17 protein-coding genes, 1 tRNA gene and 1 riboswitch are annotated in these 19,318 nt (G+C 42.9%); of the genes, 1 reads left to right on the forward strand and 17 read right to left on the reverse strand.

From position 1 onward, the window contains the following. The first annotated feature begins 118 nt into the window (after positions 1-118). Positions 119-622 (forward strand): DUF5721 family protein, encoded by a 504-nt coding sequence (locus tag NE671_RS13745; protein ID WP_173740911.1) that lies wholly within the window; start codon positions 119-121, stop codon positions 620-622. On the opposite strand, the gene NE671_RS13750 is transcribed toward NE671_RS13745, so the two are convergent. The 17 genes from NE671_RS13750 to NE671_RS13830 all read right to left on the reverse strand — a co-directional run bounded on the left by NE671_RS13750 (position 623) and on the right by NE671_RS13830 (position 18,871). After that, the gene (locus NE671_RS13750; protein WP_044961168.1) at positions 623-955 is read right to left on the reverse strand and encodes a sporulation initiation factor Spo0A C-terminal domain-containing protein; all 333 of its coding nucleotides are present in this window, start codon (positions 953-955) and stop codon (positions 623-625) included. A 280-nt stretch (positions 956-1,235) separates the two neighbouring features. Beyond that, positions 1,236-3,290 carry a molecular chaperone HtpG gene (htpG, locus tag NE671_RS13755; RefSeq protein ID WP_059085170.1) on the reverse strand — a complete coding sequence of 685 codons (2,055 nt, stop codon included), beginning with the start codon at positions 3,288-3,290 and terminating at the stop codon, positions 1,236-1,238. Positions 3,291-3,530: 240 nt separating this feature from the next. Further along, entirely contained in the window at positions 3,531-6,518 is a 2,988-nt protein-coding gene (locus tag NE671_RS13760) for an LPXTG cell wall anchor domain-containing protein (RefSeq protein WP_244096004.1), read from the reverse strand. A 120-nt stretch (positions 6,519-6,638) separates the two neighbouring features. After that, positions 6,639-6,896 (reverse strand): hypothetical protein, encoded by a 258-nt coding sequence (locus tag NE671_RS13765; RefSeq protein WP_015525887.1) that lies wholly within the window; start codon positions 6,894-6,896, stop codon positions 6,639-6,641. A gap of 1 nt (position 6,897) precedes the next feature. After that, positions 6,898-7,701 (reverse strand): Cof-type HAD-IIB family hydrolase, encoded by an 804-nt coding sequence (locus NE671_RS13770; protein ID WP_022426221.1) that lies wholly within the window; start codon positions 7,699-7,701, stop codon positions 6,898-6,900. Continuing rightward, complete coding sequence (locus NE671_RS13775; RefSeq protein WP_044961208.1) at positions 7,694-8,359, reverse strand: HAD family hydrolase; 666 nt, start codon at positions 8,357-8,359, stop codon at positions 7,694-7,696. Before NE671_RS13775 ends, NE671_RS13770 begins: the two co-directional genes overlap by 8 nt. 8 nt (positions 8,360-8,367) lie before the next feature. Then, positions 8,368-8,973, reverse strand: coding sequence for a Maf family protein (locus NE671_RS13780; RefSeq protein ID WP_022426223.1), 606 nt, complete (start codon positions 8,971-8,973; stop codon positions 8,368-8,370). 189 nt (positions 8,974-9,162) lie between these two features. After that, the gene (locus tag NE671_RS13785) at positions 9,163-10,830 is read right to left on the reverse strand and encodes a glutamine--tRNA ligase/YqeY domain fusion protein (protein WP_015525883.1); all 1,668 of its coding nucleotides are present in this window, start codon (positions 10,828-10,830) and stop codon (positions 9,163-9,165) included. Positions 10,831-10,944: 114 nt separating this feature from the next. Further along, positions 10,945-11,017: transfer RNA gene (locus NE671_RS13790), tRNA-Thr, on the reverse strand. Positions 11,018-11,181: 164 nt separating this feature from the next. After that, on the reverse strand, positions 11,182-11,535 hold the full coding sequence (locus tag NE671_RS13795) for a hypothetical protein (protein WP_147603663.1): 354 nt from the start codon (positions 11,533-11,535) through the stop codon (positions 11,182-11,184). An 84-nt stretch (positions 11,536-11,619) separates the two neighbouring features. Next, complete coding sequence (gene sigH / locus NE671_RS13800) at positions 11,620-12,204, reverse strand: RNA polymerase sporulation sigma factor SigH (protein ID WP_022426224.1); 585 nt, start codon at positions 12,202-12,204, stop codon at positions 11,620-11,622. A gap of 36 nt (positions 12,205-12,240) precedes the next feature. Beyond that, a complete protein-coding gene (gene rlmB, locus NE671_RS13805) occupies positions 12,241-12,966 on the reverse strand; it encodes a 23S rRNA (guanosine(2251)-2'-O)-methyltransferase RlmB (RefSeq protein ID WP_227573913.1) in 726 nt (241 codons plus the stop codon). A gap of 10 nt (positions 12,967-12,976) precedes the next feature. Beyond that, positions 12,977-13,402 (reverse strand): Mini-ribonuclease 3, encoded by a 426-nt coding sequence (locus NE671_RS13810; protein WP_021650980.1) that lies wholly within the window; start codon positions 13,400-13,402, stop codon positions 12,977-12,979. Next, complete coding sequence (gene cysS, locus NE671_RS13815) at positions 13,387-14,796, reverse strand: cysteine--tRNA ligase (protein WP_173740912.1); 1,410 nt, start codon at positions 14,794-14,796, stop codon at positions 13,387-13,389. The genes NE671_RS13810 and cysS overlap by 16 nt, the downstream gene beginning before the upstream one ends. Before the next feature lies 1 nt (position 14,797). Next, the gene (gene ispF, locus NE671_RS13820; RefSeq protein ID WP_044961210.1) at positions 14,798-15,289 is read right to left on the reverse strand and encodes a 2-C-methyl-D-erythritol 2,4-cyclodiphosphate synthase; all 492 of its coding nucleotides are present in this window, start codon (positions 15,287-15,289) and stop codon (positions 14,798-14,800) included. 70 nt (positions 15,290-15,359) lie between these two features. Then, entirely contained in the window at positions 15,360-16,625 is a 1,266-nt protein-coding gene (locus NE671_RS13825) for a sn-glycerol-1-phosphate dehydrogenase (RefSeq protein WP_173740913.1), read from the reverse strand. 1,196 nt (positions 16,626-17,821) lie between these two features. After that, positions 17,822-18,871 carry a GGDEF domain-containing protein gene (locus NE671_RS13830; protein WP_173740914.1) on the reverse strand — a complete coding sequence of 350 codons (1,050 nt, stop codon included), beginning with the start codon at positions 18,869-18,871 and terminating at the stop codon, positions 17,822-17,824. 299 nt (positions 18,872-19,170) lie between these two features. Continuing rightward, positions 19,171-19,246, reverse strand: a riboswitch (cyclic di-GMP riboswitch). Between the last annotated feature and the right edge of the window lie 72 nt (positions 19,247-19,318).

Raw genomic sequence — 19,318 nt, forward strand, 5'->3', positions numbered from 1 at the left:
ACATCTATCGTATCACATAAACAGATATTTGAAAAGAGTTTTTTAAAAAGTCTGTCCTTTTTTCTTTATCTGAGATATAATGTCTACACGCGATCACATAAAAGAAAGGAAGTGCGGCATGCTTGCATTAAAGATCACAGATATCCGGGATTTCACAAACAAACTTTTTATAGGAGAAGTATTTGACAAATTCTGTCTGTCCGAAGCGACTGTGACTACTTTTAATACTTTTACCATTGATGGCAGGCTTCAGAAAGATTTTTTTGATACAGACAGCATGAACAGACTCACAGAGCACGGCCGGACACATTCTCTCTGGAAGGACATCAGACCTTTCTGCTGGTCTGTGATCCGCGGTAAGCGTACGCCCTTAAGCTTCAGGATCGTGCTGCATTTAAGTCGGAGTGGAGTTAAAGCTGCAATGAGAAATACAGATTTCGGAATTTCCTCCGAACAGATAGACGGACTATTCTTAAATCTTCAATTTAAAAATAACAGCCTTCTTTGTACTACCGGAACCTCTCTTAAAACATTCTCTATGGATAAACGCCCAGAGCAGCTCTGGGATGATATGATCCTGAGCTTTCTGTCCAGGAATCAGATTCTTTTTGAAAGGCTATAGTCAATTCTCTTCTTCTATTTCCCTCAGATAATACGCAAGCATATCAATAAATTCACTGTTGGTAGGCTTGTATTCTAGAGGATATCCTGCAATCTCATCCAGCAGTTTTTTATTTCCTTCCCAACACACATTTACCATTGTTCTGATATCATGCTCAATATTGGTAGGTGTTGATCTGTACTTCCGCGCCAGGTATGGATAAATATCCTTTGTGATCCGCAATGGTTTATACTGATCCCCCATGGAAATCTTTACCGCTTCCGCAACGAAAAAATATCCTTTGTATTTCGAATTTGCACCAAGTCTTCTGATCAATCCATACACCTTTTTCATACATTTGTTCCTCCATTTCATTTTTTTCTCTTTTTAAAAGCACTTCCTTATGTATAATACGACAGTTATCTATATTTTTCGCTTTCTTCTGAAAATTTATTTTATACATATTAGATACTAATTTAAATTTTTAGTCATATTTTACAGGTTATTTTTATTTAATATCTATTATTTTATTTAAAATTCCTATAATTGTGTTAAAGATACATATATTGTTATAAAAAAAGCAAAGGCTTCGCCCCATTACGGGCAAAGCCTTTCGATCATTTTATATGTCGTTTTATTTTGTAAGGACCATAAGGATATCGTTGCTTCTCTTTACAAATTTTGTCATTTCTTCAGGAGAAAGCTGTTTATGGCTCATCATTGCAAGATCATAAAGCTGTTCACAGATCACCGGAACATACTCTGATCCCTGATTTTCTGCTATAAATCTTACAAGAGGATGATTTGCGTTCAGTACAAGTACTTCCTGACCACCGAACATATTCGGATCCATTCCGTACATATTGTACATTTTCATCATATCCTGCATACGGCGACTCTCCTCAGGAAGAGTGATCATCGCTGCAGTTCCCTCATTTTTCAGCTTCTCTACTTTTACTTCAAGTTTATCCTTGCCAAGATTCTTACGGAACACCTCAGTAAGTGTCTTGACTGTTGCTTCATCCGCTTTTCCGTCTTCACGAAGCTCTTCTGTCAGATCTGCATCAATTCTCTTGAACTGGATCGTCTGATCCTGCTGTTCAAGATGGGAAATAAACTGTGAATCGATCACATGCTTCAGCAGTACAGCATCTTTACCCGCTTCACGGAACATATTAATGTACTGGCTCTGCTGTACCTCATCGGTCACATAATAGATCACCGTTTTTTCCGGTTCCTCATTCTGGGATCCTTCAGAAGCTTTCTCCTCTGTCTTCTCCTCTTCAGCTGCTTTTGTTTCTTCTTTTTTATTTTCCTCAATGCAGTCTTTCAGGGTAAGATATTTGCCATCCAGATTCTTAAAGAGGATATAATCGTTCATCTTCTCACCAAATTTCGCATCCTTGATGCATCCAAATTTGATAAACGGGCTGATATCATCCCAGTACTTCTCATAAGACTCTCTGTCTGTCTTGCACATTCCGGTGAGCTTATCTGCTACTTTCTTGGTGATGTATTCAGAAATCTTTTTCACAAAACCATCATTCTGCAGTGCAGAACGGGAAACATTCAGTGGAAGATCCGGACAGTCGATCACGCCTTTCAGAAGAAGAAGGAATTCCGGGATCACCTCTTTGATGTTATCTGCAATAAATACCTGATTATTATAAAGCTTGATGGTTCCCTCAATGGAATCATACTCTGTCCTGATCTTCGGGAAATACAGGATACCCTTCAGGTTGAACGGATAGTCCATGTTCAGATGGATCCAGAACAGCGGTTCCTTGTAATCCATAAATACCTTACGGTAAAATTCTTTATACTCTTCATCCGTGCACTCATTTGGGTGTTTCATCCAGAGCGGCTGTGTATCGCTTAAGGATACCGGCCGTTTATTGATCTTTACTTTATCTTTGGCAGGAGAAACTTCCACAACTTCTTTCTCGCCTTTATCATTCTCCTTTTCCTCTGTCTTGGCATCCTCATGGATATGTTCAACTACCACATCATCTTCACGGAGATCTGCCTCATCGATCGTTTCATACTCCTGTTCAGCATTTGCTTTGGAAAGATAGATATTTACCGGCATGAAAGAACAGTATTTCTCGATAACCTCTCTCATACGATATTCATTGGCAAACTCCAGGCTTTCCTCATTGAGGAAAAGAGTGATCTCTGTTCCCGGTTCTGTTTTGTTTCCGTCTGCCATCTCATACTCCGTACCACCGTCACAGGTCCAATGTACCGGTGTGGAACCCTCCTTGTAAGAGAGAGTATCAATATGAACTTCATCTGCAACCATAAATGCAGAATAAAATCCAAGTCCGAAATGACCGATCATCTGATCATCCGTTGTTTTATCCTTATATTTCTCAAGAAACTCTGTGGCACCGGAAAAAGCGATCTGTGTGATATATTCCTCTACTTCATCTGCTGTCATACCAATACCGTTATCGATAAACTTCAAAGTTTTCTGATCCGGATCAACGATAACATTTACAGCCGGTTTGTAACCTTCCGGGAATGTATAATCTCCCATAACTTCCAGCTTTCTCAGTTTGGTGATCGCATCGCATCCGTTGGAGATCATCTCTCTTACAAAAATATCATGGTCGGAATATAACCATTTCTTGATAATCGGAAAAATATTTTCACTGTTGATTGATAAACTGCCATGTTTTGCTGACATATATGTCACTCTCCTTTTGTTTTTATTTTTATTTCTGATGTTCCGACAGAGCCGGAAACCTGTTGTTTTTTTCAATAAATATATACTAATACGACTTTTTACAAAAGTCAAGAAAAATTTAGCACTCATCATTATAGAGTGCTAGTAACAGCATGTAAAACGGATCTCTATGTGCAAAAAAATCCCTCCGTACATTTTTTGTACGGAGGGTGCTGTAAAACTATCTTCTACATTCTGTTCTTATTTTTTCTTTCTACGATATACAAGGATTCCTCCAATACATACCACAGCCACGATCAAAATGATCACAAATGTCATGATCGGTGTACTGTCTCCCGTCTGCACTGCAGATTTCTGATTTGTCTGTGTCACTGCCGGACTCGGAGTCGCAGTAAGAACTGCTGCCTGTGATACCGTAAAAGTAACCGTACTTTCTGACTGTGTACCGGTATCCTTCCAGCTGGAGCCGTCGTATTTCTGCTGTCCAAAGGTAACTTTCAGAGTATATTTTCCCGGCTTGCTGACACGGAATGTTGCAGTATAAGGCTCTCCATCCCAGGTACGGGTCTCTGTGATCTTCCAGCTCTTCGGCTGATATCTGGTATCTCCCTTACGCGGGTTTGTATTATCCATTCCTGCACCAGCTGCTGTAAAGGTGATCTTTGTATTGGTATCATACTTGCCATTGGAATCAATGCCTGTGATCTTATTGTCCGATGCAGCGGCTTCCGTGCCCTGATATCCGTTTACTGTAATACTTACTGCGATCACTGTACTGATCTTGTTGGGATTCTTAACCCCCTCCGGAAGAATGACGGTACCTTTTACATTAAATATCTGACGTTCTGCAGAAGACGGATCATAAGAAGATCCCTTAACATCCCATTTAACAGATGCCTTCTGCTCTCCCTTTGTTGTAGTGATCTTTACTGTTCCCGGAAGCTTCAGGGCTTTCTGGGTTTTCTGGGTTCCATTGGGAAGATCTTTGATATCGGATGGCTTTTTGATGCCTGTAAGGTTATTCGCCTTCTTACCGTTATCTGTTTTTTTCTTTGTAACGCTGAAATGGACATTTACATAAGCTTCCACATTTGCATCATTGGCGATCACAATGTCTTCCAGATATTCCCCCTGTGAAAGTCCGCTGACCGGCTGTACGCTAAAGGTTGCATTATCTCCTGCTTCCAGCTCTGTGGCGGAAAGTGTACCAATTGTATATGCATTTGATGAAGGCTGTTTCAGAACGATCTTTGTATTTCCGGTGTTGGTAACTGTAACTTTCTTCGCATCAGGAAGTTCCTTATAGCCTTCCTCTTTGGTTCCAAACTCCAGACTATCTGTTACCGAAAGACCGGGATTGGGTTCCGGTTCCGGTTCCGGCTCCGAAACTGTAAATTCCAGCCGGACTTCAGCCAGTGTGTTTCCGGTATTCTGATCTGTCACAGAAATCGTATCGCTGTGATCTCCGACCTGAAGACCGGTCTTGGGCTGTACGGTAAAGGTTGCCGCCTTATCTCCGGGATTGAGCACTTCCGCAGAAGGCTCTCCCACCTCATAATCCTCCGGAGCAGAAAGCTGGATCCGGATAGCCTCTGTACCTGTATTCTCTACGGTTACAGGCTGTGCATCCGGCGCAGTCTCATAGCCCTGTTCCAGTGTTCCAAACTTCAGAGGACCTTCCGGTTTCACTGTTGCAGTAACTGTTTTTGGTGTTTCTGTCTTTACCATAACCGAAGCCGTCACTGTAGCAGATGCTTCCGTGCTTTCATCAGAAGCAAATACAAGCTCTTCCACGTATGGATCATCTTTTGCAGAGAGTCCAAGCTTAGGCTGTACGGTAAAGGTCTGCTCTCCTCCCTGCGCCAACTGGATATTTCCGCTACTCTCCACTTCACTGACCGGCGCAATATCAAAAAACTCCGACTCAGGCTGTACTAACGTCACAGCTTCTGTACCTTCGTTTTTGATCGTGACTGTACTTGTTGTTTCTACCTTTTCATAACCGGCAGTCAGATCATCAAAAGGCAGTTCTGTCGGATCCGCAGTTAGCTTGTATATTTTTTCCGCTGCAGGGTCCGATGTTTCCCCGGGATCTGTCTGCTCATTATTTTCATGATCTTCGGCTTTTTTATTTTCCGGTTCTTTTACTGTAAAGTCCGCTTCAAAGAAGACATCGGCACCTTCTTCTGTCTGATACGTGATCAGATCTTTGTATTCTCCAGCCTTCAGACCTTCTCGTGGTTTTACCCACACAGTAACACTTTCACCACTCTTTAATGGCGCATCATTAATATCTGCAGCCATGAAATTCTCCGGGGCGATCTCTTTAAAATTAAGATCGCCGGTTCCGTTATTTGTGATAGTAACCATCTGTGCTTCCGGAATTTCCGTATATCCCTCTTCCACGGAACCAAAATCCAGAATTCCACTTCCATCTTCCGTGTATGCAGATGCCGAATATGTCGGTTCCTCATTTTTTTCGGAAGCGTCTGCTGCTGTATCTGCGGAATCCGTTGTCTCTGTCTGACTATCTCCGGATGTATCTGCCTCATCGGCATTCTGAGTCCCTGACTGTTCTCCGTTTACTTCTATAACAGAGTTTTCAGCAGGCTCCTGGGTATCTGCAGGTTCCTGTACATCTGTATTCTCCTGCACATCCGCAGACTCCGTTTCTTCTGCCGGCTCTATGGTTTCCTCAGGCTGAGCACTATCAGGCTCCTCTGACGTTCCAGCTTCTGTATCCGGCGTGTTCTCTGAAGACTCCGAAGCTTCACTTTCCTCCGCATCCGGATCTTCTCCTGCTGCTTTGGCTTCTTCCTTTTTCTTTTCTGCCAGTGCTTTGGCTTCTTCCTCTATTTCGGAAACCTCCTGGGTCGTCACCGTAAGCTCACCACTGACTCCCGTCTCTTCTTTTCCGGTGATCTTCAGAACGATCGGAAGACCCAGATCTTTTTCATCGATTTTATAAGTCTTATCAGTTCCTACCTCTGTAAGAAGGTCTCCGTCCTTTAATGACCAGGAAAAACTCACATTATCATCTGTGATCCCCTCCGGCTTGACCTTTGAGTAATCTGCACTTAAGGTAGACCCGATCGCAAGTGTTCCTTTGACCTTCAGCTTTCCATCAAGAGTTCCCGATGGAGCTGCAGTGGCAAATACCATCGATGGAAGCAGCGTTACCATCATAAGCACAGCCATGACGACTGCCAGCACTCTGCTTTTTTTCATATCCCATCCTCCTTTACATCATTTTATTTTCCCCACATTTACCCTTTCTACGCAGGGCTTTCTTTTTGCTGATGCAAGTTTATCATATTTAATTTTCAGAGGTGTAATCCCTGCTTTCCGTCAGCCTTCTACGATCATATATTTTCCGTCCGGGAGTTTGAATACTTCACTTTCTTCTTCCAGCTCCTTCAGGGAAATCCCCTCCACATCTGCGCCCATTCCATCCAGATATTTTTTAACATCCTTCAGGGAATCCAGCACAACTGCCATGCAATCCTCTAGAAATTCCTCTGCCTCCTCAAAATCCTCTGCTACCGGCTCATCAAAAAGCTGACCCTGTTTTTCCAGAAATGTCTGGACATATTCTTTCTTGTACATATTAAAGTACCTCCTTTATATCTCCGCCCGCCGCGATCAGTCTGCGAAGTACTGGTTCCACCTTCTCTGTCTCATAGAAAGCCGCCGCCTTTACCCCTGGCTTCGCATGCTTCATGGCAAAGCTGTATTTTACAGATTTCATCATTTCAATATCATTGTATTCATCCCCGAACGCCATGCATTCATCCGGTCCGATTCCCAAAAGTTCCTGGTATTTACGGATCCCTTTTGCTTTGTTCGTGGTAAATGGAACAAAATCCACCCACGCAAATCCGGATGTCACAACAGTACATCTGTCTTTGAACCGTTCTCTCCAGTACCGGATGGATTCCTCCGTCATTCCTTCTCTCTCATAAACTGCAACCTTCATACAAGGCTCTGTGATCTCATCAAAACTCTTTATGATCTTACACTGATTTTTTACTTCTTCGATCATCAGATGACGATAATGTTCTGTCTTGGGCATGATATAATAAAAATCCTTTGTAGAACAGGAAAATTCCGCTCCGGGCTTTTCCCATATTGCCTGAATGATCTCTCTGACCAGTTCTTTGTCAAAGCTGTCGCAGTACAGAAGCTTCTCATTCTGGACAGCAAGCCCGCCATTTTCACTGATAAATGCCATCTCGTCCTTTACCGGCGCAAAAAGATTCCTCATATTGGCATACTGTCTGCCACTGGCTGCCACAAAGAGGATTCCCATGTTTTTCAGTTCCTTTACCAGCGGAAAGATCTCTTCCGGCAACGTCTGTCTTCCACCGATAAGCAGCGTTCCATCCAGATCACTGGCAACCATCTTAATCATGCTGCTTCTCCTCATAAATAGTAAACAGATCACCAGGTACAGCTGCTACAATATCTGCACCGTTATTTTCAAGCTCTTCTCTGTCACGGAATCCCCATAGTGCACCAACGGTATACATTCCGGCAGCACTTCCTGTCTGCATATCTGTCTTTGTATCTCCGATATACATACATTCTTCCGGCTTTACGCCGAAATCTTCTGCAATCTTCAGCGGACCATCCGGCGCCGGCTTTCTGCGGATTCCTTCCTGCTGTCCCATCACCTCATCAAACAGATCGCCATAGATCGCCTTTACCACTTTCTGCGCCGCAACATGAGGCTTATTGGAGCATACAGCCATCTTAAGGCCTGTATGTTTCAGCTTCTGAAGGGTTTCCGGCATATCTTTATATGGCACAACTTTATACAACGGATCTTCATCAAATTTCCTGCGATAAAGTTCCCTGACTTCTTCGTAGTGTACCAGCTCCGGATCTCCTGCATCGATCAGGCATCTTCTGATCAGCATATCTGCACCTTCACCGCTGTAATAACGAAAATTATCTGCCGGCTGTGGTTTCAGGGAAAACTTTTCCATGATCTCATTCGCCACATATGCCATAGATTCCAGTGTATCCGCAATTGTTCCATCCAGATCAAATATACAAGCTTTTATCATTTTGTCTTTCATCCTCTCAGGTTCATTCCCAGTTTTTTTGTCTCATAGATCAGTCTTGCCACAGGCAGTCCCACCACGTTGTTATAATCACCACGGATTCCCTTCACATAGGCTCCCCAGGCGCCCTGGATCCCATAGCTTCCGGCTTTGTCCATTGGGTCTTTGCTGTTTACATATTCCTTTATTTCTTCCTCTGTCACCGGATAAAAGCTCACATCTGTGCACTCATGGAAGGTATGAGCTTTCCATCTCCCTTTTTCTCTTATCAGCAAAGTTACACCGGTATATACCTGATGTGTATTCCCCTGCAGCATAGCGAGCATCTCTATTGCAGCTGTCTCATCTGCCGGTTTACCTAAAATCTTACCCTCATAAGATACAACGGTATCTGCACCGATCACAACCACATCTCTCAGATCTCGGTTCTCCTCTTCCTCCAGCGCGTATGCCGTAAACATAGCTTTCTGACGAGAAAGTTCCTCCACCACTTTCGCAGGCTCTGCACTGGTGATCCGTTCTTCCCCGCTGGCAGGCTTCACTTCAAAGGCGACTCCTACCTGGCTTAAAAGTTCCCGCCTCCTGGGAGATGCGGAAGCAAGCACGATTTTCTTCATGTGTAATTCCTCTCTTTCCTGTGTTATCAGTATAACCGTTTCTGTAAATGGGCGCAACCGAAATCGTTGCAGGAGCATTTTGTACTTATCCATTTATTCCTGATGACGATAAAACAAAACAAGCAGTACACCCTGATACCTGTTCACGGTGTACTGCTGTCATATGTTTCGTATTCTTTTTGACAGTTTTTATGCTTTCGGTAATTTGAAAGAGCTCTTCAGAGATACAATGCGGTTAAATACCGGTGCTCCCTCCCTGGAGTCATGGATATCTGCGCAGAAGAAACCGTTACGTACAAACTGATAGCTGTCATAACCTTTTGCTTTCAGAAGCTCCGGCTCTACATAAGCACTTGTTACTGTAAGAGAATTCGGATTTACATTAAGAGAACCATCTTCTTTATTGTAAACACCTTTTTCTTCATCTACGATATTCTCGTAAAGTCTTACCTCAACTTTACCTGCATTGGATGCTTCCACCCAGTGGATCGTTCCTTTTACCTTACGTCCGTCCGGTGCATTTCCGCCCTTGGTCTCCGGGTCATAGGTACAGTGGACTACACGGATCGTTCCGTCGTCATCTGCCTCATAACCTGTGCAGGTTACAAAATATGCATTCATAAGACGAACTTCATTTCCAATATAGAGACGTTTGTATTTCTTAGGAGGCTCTGCCATAAAATCATCACGTTCAATATAAAGTTCTCCACTGAACGGAATCTTTCTGGTTCCAAGCTCCTCATTCTCCATATTATTCGGAGCTTCAAGATACTCAACCTGTCCTTCCGGATAGTTATCGATCACGAGCTTGATCGGATCAAGGATCGCCATCATACGCGGACGTTTCAGCTTCAGGTCCTCACGGATGCAGTACTCGAGCATTGCATAATCTACAGAACTGTTCGCCTTTGAAACACCACAGAGTTCTACAAATTTACGGATAGACTCCGGTGTAAATCCACGGCGGCGAAGTGCGGCGATGGATACTAGTCTCGGATCATCCCATCCATCTACGATGCCGTCCTCAACAAGCTTCTTGATATAACGTTTACCTGTAACAACGTTGGTCAGGTACAGCTTTGCAAACTCGATCTGCTTCGGTGGGTGCGGATATTCCAGTTCCTTTACCACCCAGTCATAAAGCGGTCTGTGGTCCTCAAACTCCAGAGTACAGATAGAATGTGTCACACCCTCAATGGCATCCTCGATCGGATGAGCGAAGTCGTACATCGGATAGATGCACCATTTATCTCCTGTATTGTGATGTGTCATGCGGGCTACACGGTAAATGACCGGGTCACGCATGTTCATATTCGGTGATGCCATATCGATCTTGGCACGGAGAACCTTCTCGCCATCTCCGTATTTGCCCTCACGCATCTCTTCAAAAAGCTGAAGATTCTCTTCTACAGTACGGTTTCTGTACGGGCTCTCTTTACCTGGCTCTGTAAGAGTTCCTCGGTACTCACGAATCTGGTCTGCAGTCAGGTCGCAGACAAAGGCCTTGCCTTTCTTAATAAGCTTCACTGCTGCCTCATACATCTGATCAAAATAATCAGATGCAAAGAAAAGTCTGTCTTCCCAGTCTGCACCAAGCCATTTCACGTCAGCCTTGATGGACTCTACAAATTCGGATTTCTCCTTTGTAGGGTTGGTATCATCAAAACGGAGATTGAATTTTCCGTTGTATTTCTGAGCCAGTCCATAATTTAAAAGAATGGATTTCGCATGTCCGATATGAAGATAGCCGTTAGGTTCCGGTGGGAAACGTGTATGCACGGTGTCATAAACGCCTTCTTCAAGATCTTTGTCTATAATATTTTCAATAAAGTTTTTGGAAACTGTTTCGTTCTCCATTGCTTTCCCTCCTAAATATCATCCTGATGTTTTATCTTATCATAAATCCGGAGTTTTTGAAACCCGCAAAACCTGTATCTAAACAAAAAATTGTCTGTTTTTAGACACAAAAAAAGCTGCTGACGGGAATCGAACCCGTGACCTCCGCCTTACCAAGGCGACGCTCTACCGACTGAGCCACAGCAGCTTGTTTCGCGACGTTTGTGCCGCTCACAGTTGTTTATATTATCAGATGATTGTCATATTGTCAATACATTATTTTTATTTTTTTAAAAATTCATATTTTCATGATTATAGCACAAAAAATCCTGTGTGCTGTCGCTCGCAGACACAGCACGCAGGATTCTCTTTTTACTCTTCTGTCTTTGTCTCTTCTGCTTCTGTCTCTTCTTCCGCTTCGGCCTCCGATTCATCATCTGCAGGTGTTTCCTCTTCTGCTTCTGTTGGTGCCTCTTCAGCATCATCTGCCTCTTTGGAAACTTCTACAGTCTCAGATGCAGTCTTGTCCCAGTCCTGGAAGACTTCTTTCTCTTCTTTTTCTTCCTTCTTCTCGTCATCCTTGAAATCATCAAGATCTTCGAAATCATCCTCAAAGTCTTCTTCGCATACAGATCGTCTGGATACAAGTGCTGCGATAGCTCCTGCTGCGGCAGCGGTAAGCGCTCCTACTGCAACAAGTCCCCAATATTTATTGATCTTTGCCATAATTTGGTCTCCTTTCTTATTCTGCTCCTTATGAATATTATTTTAATACTTTTATATTCAAAAGGAAAGAGGTATTTACTCTTCTCAAAAATAGCTTTTAATTTTCCCACGGATCCTCTGCAGTGCATTATCAATGGATTTCGGTGTTTTTCCAAGGATCCGGGCAATATCCATATATCCATTTCCATCCAGATACAACTGCAGTACCCTGTTTTCCAGAGGGCTCAGGCTCTTTTTCATTTCATTTTCGAGAGCCGCCACATTTTCCCGGTCGATCAGGATCGATTCCGGATTATCATGCTCCACACAGGAATCTCTGAAGTTTTCCTCCGCCTCTCCGTCGCTTAAAGACACATAAGTGTTCAGTGGCTGATGTTTCTGGCGGTTTGAACTTTTAATTGCAGTATATATCTGTCTGTCAATACATATATTTGCAAAAGACTGAAAAGACGACTCCCTGTCTGGCTGGTAATCACGGACTGCCTTAAACAGTCCGATCATCCCCTCCTGTATCAGATCATCTGTGTCCCCACCTATCAGAAACATGGCACGGGCTTTTTTTCTGACCAGACCTTTATACTTTTCCATCAGATAATCTGCAATTGCAGATTCCCCTGCACGAAGTCTTTCGATAAGAGCTTCATCCGTCATCTCATTATATCGGCACATTTTTTCTCCGAACAGCTATGGCTGTATTTGATGTATTTATTTTGACAGTCTCTGTCTCACGATCTCAAAAGCAAGCACCCCTGCTGCTACAGAAGCGTTAAGGGAATCGATATCCCCCTTCATCGGGATCGCGGTAGTAAAATCACATTTCTCTTTTACAAGGCGGCTTACACCATTTCCCTCATTTCCGATCACAAGGCCAATAGGTCCTGTCAGATTCTGACGGTACATCACCTCTCCGTCCATATCTGCACATACGAACCAGATGCCTTTTTCTTTCAGTTCATCAATAGTCTGTCCCAGATTAGCAACCTTGGCAACCGGTGTATAATTCAGTGCGCCTGCCGACGTCTTGGCAACCGTAGCAGTCAGTCCTACTGCTCTGTGTTTGGGAATGATCACACCATGAGCACCTGCGAGATTTGCGGTACGGATGATAGCTCCCAGATTATGAGGATCCTCAATATTATCAAGAAGAATGATAAACGGAGGCTCTCCTTTATCTTCTGCTTTTTTCAGGATATCTTCCACTGTAGAATAATCATAAGCCGCAACCTGTGCGATCACACCCTGATGTGCACCTGTCTCGCTCATGGAATCCAATCGTTCCTTTGGAACAAATTTTACAATGGTATCATGTTTTCTGGCTTCTCTTGCGATGGTGCGGACCGGTCCGTCCTGACAGCCATCCAGAATAAACAGTTTATCAACACATTTACCGGAACGAAATGCCTCAAGGACCGCATTTCTTCCTTCTATCATTTCAGTCAATTTAAATTTCCTCCTTCTCAAGTCCTGCATGGACCAGTTCCAGTATCCTTGAAAAATCCTCTTTCAGGTAAAGATATCCCATCAGCGCCTCAAACCCTGTGGCACGCCGGTAATCCGCCATGGTGGCATGTTTGGCCATGGTAGCGGAATGCGCATTCCTTCCTCTTCGATATACACTTTTTTCTTCTTCTGTCAAAAGTGGTTCGAGGATCTCCATCATACCCGACTGTGCAGATGCTTTTACAAGGCTGCTGGCTTTTTTGTGGAGACGATTTACCGGACAATTCGCTTTTTTCACAAGAATAGTACGGATCACCAGCTCATAAACGCCATCCCCGATATAGGCCAGCGTCAGCGGCGAATAGGTCCGAAGGTCTGCGTCTTTCAGATCAAACAGCTCTTTCAGTTTCTTTAAGCTCTCTGCCATTTCACACCTTCTCTTGTATCTTTAAGGATGATACCTTTTTTCAGGAGCTCATCTCGGATCTCATCTGCTCTCTTGAAATCCTTTGCCTTTCTTGCAGCCTGGCGCTCCTGGATCAGATCCTCGATCTCTTTGTCAAGAATCTCTTCTTTTTTCTCGATTTTCAATCCCAGCACATCACTGAGCTTAAAAAGTTCCTCATAAAGGCCACCGGCAAACTCCCTTGAGCTGTTCTCGTCTACGTTTGTGTTGGCAAATTTTACAAGCTCAAAAATTGCCGCAAGTGCATCTGCAGTATTAAAATCATCATCCATGGCAGCTTCAAATTTGGTAACAAAACCTTCTGCTTCTTTGAGAAGCGCAAGCTCTTCCTCTGTAATATTCTCTGTCGCCCCATTGTCTTTACGGTCGCTGAGCTTGCCTGCCGCCTCAAGGATACGCTCCAGAGAGTTCTTTGCTGCCTCCATCAGATCTGCGCTGAAGTTCAGCGGACTTCTGTAATGTGCGTTCAGCATAAAGAAACGGAGAACCTGAAGATCATACTGTTCACCGATCTGACGAACGGTACGGAAATTTCCGAGAGATTTGGACATCTTGCGGTTGTCGATGTTCAGGAAACCATTATGCATCCAGTATCTTGCAAAAATCTTACCATTACAGCACTCACTCTGTGCGATCTCATTCTCATGATGCGGGAAGATCAGATCCTCACCGCCTGCATGGATATCAATCTCTTCTCCGAGATATTTCTTGGACATAACAGAACACTCAATATGCCAGCCAGGACGTCCGTCGCACCACGGTGACGGCCAGGACGGCTCGCCCTCTTTCTTTGGTTTCCAAAGCACGAAGTCTAACGGATCTTCCTTCTGATCCTCACCGGATACCTTAAGAGAACGGAATCCTGACTGGAGATCATCCAGATTCTTATGAGAAAGCTTGCCATACTCTTTGAATTTCTTTACACGGAAATAAACGGTCCCGTCAGCTGCCGGATATGCATATCCTTTATCAATAAGAGTCTGGATCATGTCGATCATGCCCTGGATCTCCTGTGTAGCCTGGGGTGCAGTTGTAGCAGGTTTTACATTCATATCTGCCATATCCTTCTTGCACTCTTTGATATAACGGGTAGAGATTTCCTCTGCGGAAACGCCCTCTTCAATGGCCTTCTTGATGATCTTGTCATCTACATCGGTAAAGTTGGATACATAATTTACTTCATATCCTTTATATTCCATATATCTGCGCACCGTATCAAAAATGATCATAGGGCGGGCATTTCCGATATGGATCAGATTGTATACCGTAGGTCCGCAGACATACATTTTTACTTTTCCTTCTTCCAGAGGTACAAATTCCTCTTTTCTGCGTGTCAGTGTGTTAAAAATCTTCATGTTACTCTTCCTCCAATTTCCCGATTCTGTACAGGGAGCAAATCGCCTGTGAGGAGATTCCCTCTCCCTGTCCTGTAAATCCAAGGCCTTCCTCTGTGGTCGCCTTGATATTCAGCTGTGATATTTTAATCCCAAGTGCTTCTGCGATATTTTCTCTCATCGTCGGAATATGTGGTGCCATCTTCGGTTTCTGAGCGATGATGGTGGCATCGATATTTCCGATCGCATAGTCATTCTCCTTCAGTAATCCGGCAACATGCACCAGAAGTTTCACACTGGAGATTCCCTTATATGCAGGGTCTGTATCCGGAAAATGCTTTCCGATATCTCCAAGAGCCGCAGCTCCCAGAAGTGCATCCATGATCGCATGGATCAGAACATCCGCATCCGAATGGCCCAGAAGACCTTTTTCCCAGGGAATATCAACACCACCAAGGATCAGTTTCCTGCCCTCTGTCAGTTTATGTACATCATATCCCATTCCTACTCTCATCAAACCGTTCATCACTGCCTTTCCTGAAATTTATGTCAAGTCAAAAGAACCTTTTATGAGCTGTTCCTGCTCAGTATGTGAGCATCTTCCGAAGTCTCAGAAGGCTCAGCCTTCTTCTTGTATACGGTGCAAGTCTGAGACTCTCCTCGATCGCTTTTCCCGGCAGCCCGATATCCCGGACTCTGCTCACGCAGCCGACGATACTCATCATCTCCTGCATATCTGTAACTGCAGGAAGAAAATCTATGATCTTAAGGATTTCCGGAAGTGCACCGGAAAGTGTTTCTGTGCTTACATCGTCCAGAAGTTCCGGGGTGTTTTCTTTTTCAAGTGCTCCAAGAATCCCTTTTCTGCCGAAGGTCTCCTGCAGGAGTTCTCTGTCTCCGTCTGTAAAGACATGCACTCTGCAGGCTCCTCTTCGGATAGCATCTGCAAGCTTTTTATATTCCAGAAGGACCAACATGGTTGCTGCAGAAACCTTCTCCCCGTGAAGAGCATCCAGGTGACCATTGACCACTTCCATATCCCAGAGGTGGACCATATGGTGCTCCGCCCCGGATGCCGGTCTGGAGTTTCCTGTCATCTGCATGGCCAGTCCGGAAAGGATCAGCGCATACATCAGCTTCTCACATGCATCTTTCTCTCCTGCTGCAATTTCTTTCAGATTATCCTTAACAGTCCGGATCGCTTTTGTTTCCAGGTCTGCCACCGCTGTACAATAGTATTCATCCATAAGAATACTTGCTATCTTCCAGTCTGCCAGCGCAATGTATTTTCCCAGAATATCCGACACCCCGGCTGCTGTAAGCCTTGCAGGCGCCTTAGCAAAAATATCCGTATCCGCAAAAACAAAAAGTGGCGCAGATGCCTGAAATACTTTTTTTACACCATTCCAGGTCATGTCTGCTACTGTGGAAGTAAATCCGTCTGAACTGGCTGCGGTGGGCACAGAGACAAAAGGGATCCGGTACTGATGGGCGACAAAACGGCTGAGATCATGGATCGTCCCCGCTCCAACTGCAAGAACAAGATCGATGTCCTCTTCCATATAATTCTCCACGATCTCCACGGCACGCTCATCTGCCTCAAGACCTTCAGCATCCAGGATCAGTACCTGACACCGGTCGTAGATATCCTCCATCAGTTCCTCTGTAGCTTTGTAACTGTTCGTGTCACAGATCAGAAGCGGGGAAATACATTCTTTCAGATCACCGTCTGACATTTCCTTTTCCAGTTTCCCGATAGCTCCTGATTCAATTACAATTTCTCTAACGTCTATGTGGTGCTCCCTCCCGCAGCTGCAAGGTCGGGCAAAATCGTCCGCATCGACTCGCATGTACTTATGTCCTCCTGACTTCTTTTAATGATTCACAGCGTATTTCTCTGTCCGCTGAATGATACAATATTACAGTTTGGTATTATACAGGATTTTTTTTTATTACGCAATGATAGAGTTCAACTTGTTTCATCATATAGCAAAAATCCTTTATTTTCAAGGATTTCCGGTGTTTCTACGCCAAACAATGTTTCGTCTGGTTGCGTCTATTTTCTTTTGTTTGTCACAAAATTTGTCACAAAAATTGTCATAATAAAAAGCCACGCCCAATAAAGGGAATGGCTCTGATTATTACATTACATTTTCAAGCTTTTTCATTTCATTCTGTAAACGTGTAAATTTTTGCCCTAAATGTTCTGCTGACAAAAAAGCTCAAAAGCAATATAACGACCGGAAACGCAAAAAGAATCCTACTATTACAGAGATTTGATTAAGGGAAAGAAAGTTTCTCCTTGCCCTAATGACTATAACTCTTCTATTCAAACTCAAAAGCAGTATGAAGAATGGTTAAAACAAAAACATCAAGAATTGACAAAAAAGCCAAAGAAACACCCGGTACATTAATTTGCACCGGGTATTTTTATATGTTCCATTCTGTTCTAAGTTGTGTTATACTGACTGCGTTGTCCAACCGAGACCCGGCAACGGGGGGGAGGTGAACACATGGAAATAGTCATATCTTTTTTGGTGGCTGTTGCGGCAGGTGTGACTTGCCATCTCATTTGCAAATGGTTAGACAGTCATAACAAGGACAACGAATAGCCTAGTGGATGCTCAACCACTGAAATAAAAAGAGAAGAACCCTCGCATGTATTGGTGGTACATACGGGGGTTCGTTCTTTGTTCACATGGAACATCGTCATATCTTTTTGCCTACTGGCATTATAGCATATGCCGATCATGAAATCAATATGCTTCGTCTTTGTAAATCCGTGATTTTTCCACCGTTTGTCCTAAAAATGTCACAAAATCATATTTCTAAATCAACTCGCACATCCAGAAATGCTTTAAAATCAACACTTTCCAGACTTCACGGTATAAATATATTGCTTTCTTTTTTATTACGCAATAACGTGCTTTGACTTGTTTCATCTTATACCAAGAATCCTTTGTTTTCAAGGATTTCCAGTGTTTCTACGCAAAACAATATTTCGTCTGATCGCGTCTATTATCTTTTATCTACTCTGAGCTGAAAGCTAATTATATTTCTTGCATATCTGTTTATTTTTATACATATAAGCATCTGCAGCATCCAATAACATCTGCATTGTACACGACATATCATCGGAGGATAATGCCCATCCGCATGCAAAGTCGATTGGTATTTGATTTTCATAACTATTTAATCTGTCTTTTTCTCTGTTCAAGGATTTTAATATTTCCTTAATTTTCGCCTCGCTTGTATGATAAATGACTGCTATAAACTCATCTCCGCCATATCTTCCAACAAAATCCTTTTCTGGAATAACACTGCGCAAAAGCTTTGCGAAATTTATTATTAACTGATCTCCTGCGGAATGTCCCATTGTATCATTTACAGTTTTTAAATTATTTAAATCAAACATTATGCAAGCTGTAGAATCTGTAATTATATCTTTTTTATTAAGAAGATCATTACAGGCATTTTTATTTGGCAGCCCAGTATGGGCATCTATGAATGCTTTCTGTTCCAGCAGTCTGTTTTGCATTGCCATCTGCATTGCCCTTAGAGTCTGCATAATAACCAATATCACCAGACTCAACATATCAAGTGCCGACAAAAGCTCTATAGTACGAATCTTTACAGCGATCTTTTCTGAATAGCTTTCTGCGGAAGAGACAGTTTCATCTGCCATCGAAAAATATATTTCACTCATATTAACAATGTCTGTATTTTCGTATCCCTTGTTTCTTGCTGCTTCAATTTCTGTTTTCAATTTATCCCAGTAATCACTCTGGATTTGCAATTTTTCCTGGTATTCTTCGTCATTGAGTTTTACCAGATCATAATGTCCATCCTGATATCTCAATCCAAGAAGAATATCATCCAAATATTTAATTAATTCTTCATTTTGGTTTCCTGTAATTTCTAATTTTACTTCACGCTGTGTAGCTCCACGTACCAGACCTGCATAATTTATTACGCGTGCTGTCCCCTGCAGCCTATTAATCTGAATCATCATAAAAATAATAAGAACTACTAATATCAATATAAGGAAACTCTGTATAATACCTATTATATTTTTACTTTTCTTGTTTGTCTGCATTTCACAATTTATCCCAAACCTTAAATAATATTCATTTACTTTCCTACCGGAAATCAAATGACAGACTTTTGGTCAGCGAACTTTCATTAAGAATATTAATCTTTGAAGATGGAATGACAGTTGCAGCAGTTTTCTTGCTGCTTTATAACTTCCGCTAACATCAACAGCAGCTTATCAATCCACTCATGTCATTGATGTTTGGATCATAAACTGTCTGTGTACAAATATCGGGAAGATCATCTCCTGTTGATAAATCATTCCTCAAAAAAAGCACTGCCAACCAGACAGTGCACCTCATTTTATGCAACTGGCTGCCATTTTACAGGCCCTATAGCTTTGCGTCCCAGACTTTCATCTGGTTTGCCGATTTCCTTATTATAGCTTTTACACGTATACAAAAAAACTGGTTTTATTATACTATAGTGCTCTACTATATACAAGAAAAAC

This window comes from Blautia sp. DFI.9.10 (assembly GCF_024461705.1).
In the GTDB taxonomy this organism is placed as follows: domain Bacteria; phylum Bacillota; class Clostridia; order Lachnospirales; family Lachnospiraceae; genus Blautia_A; species Blautia_A fusiformis.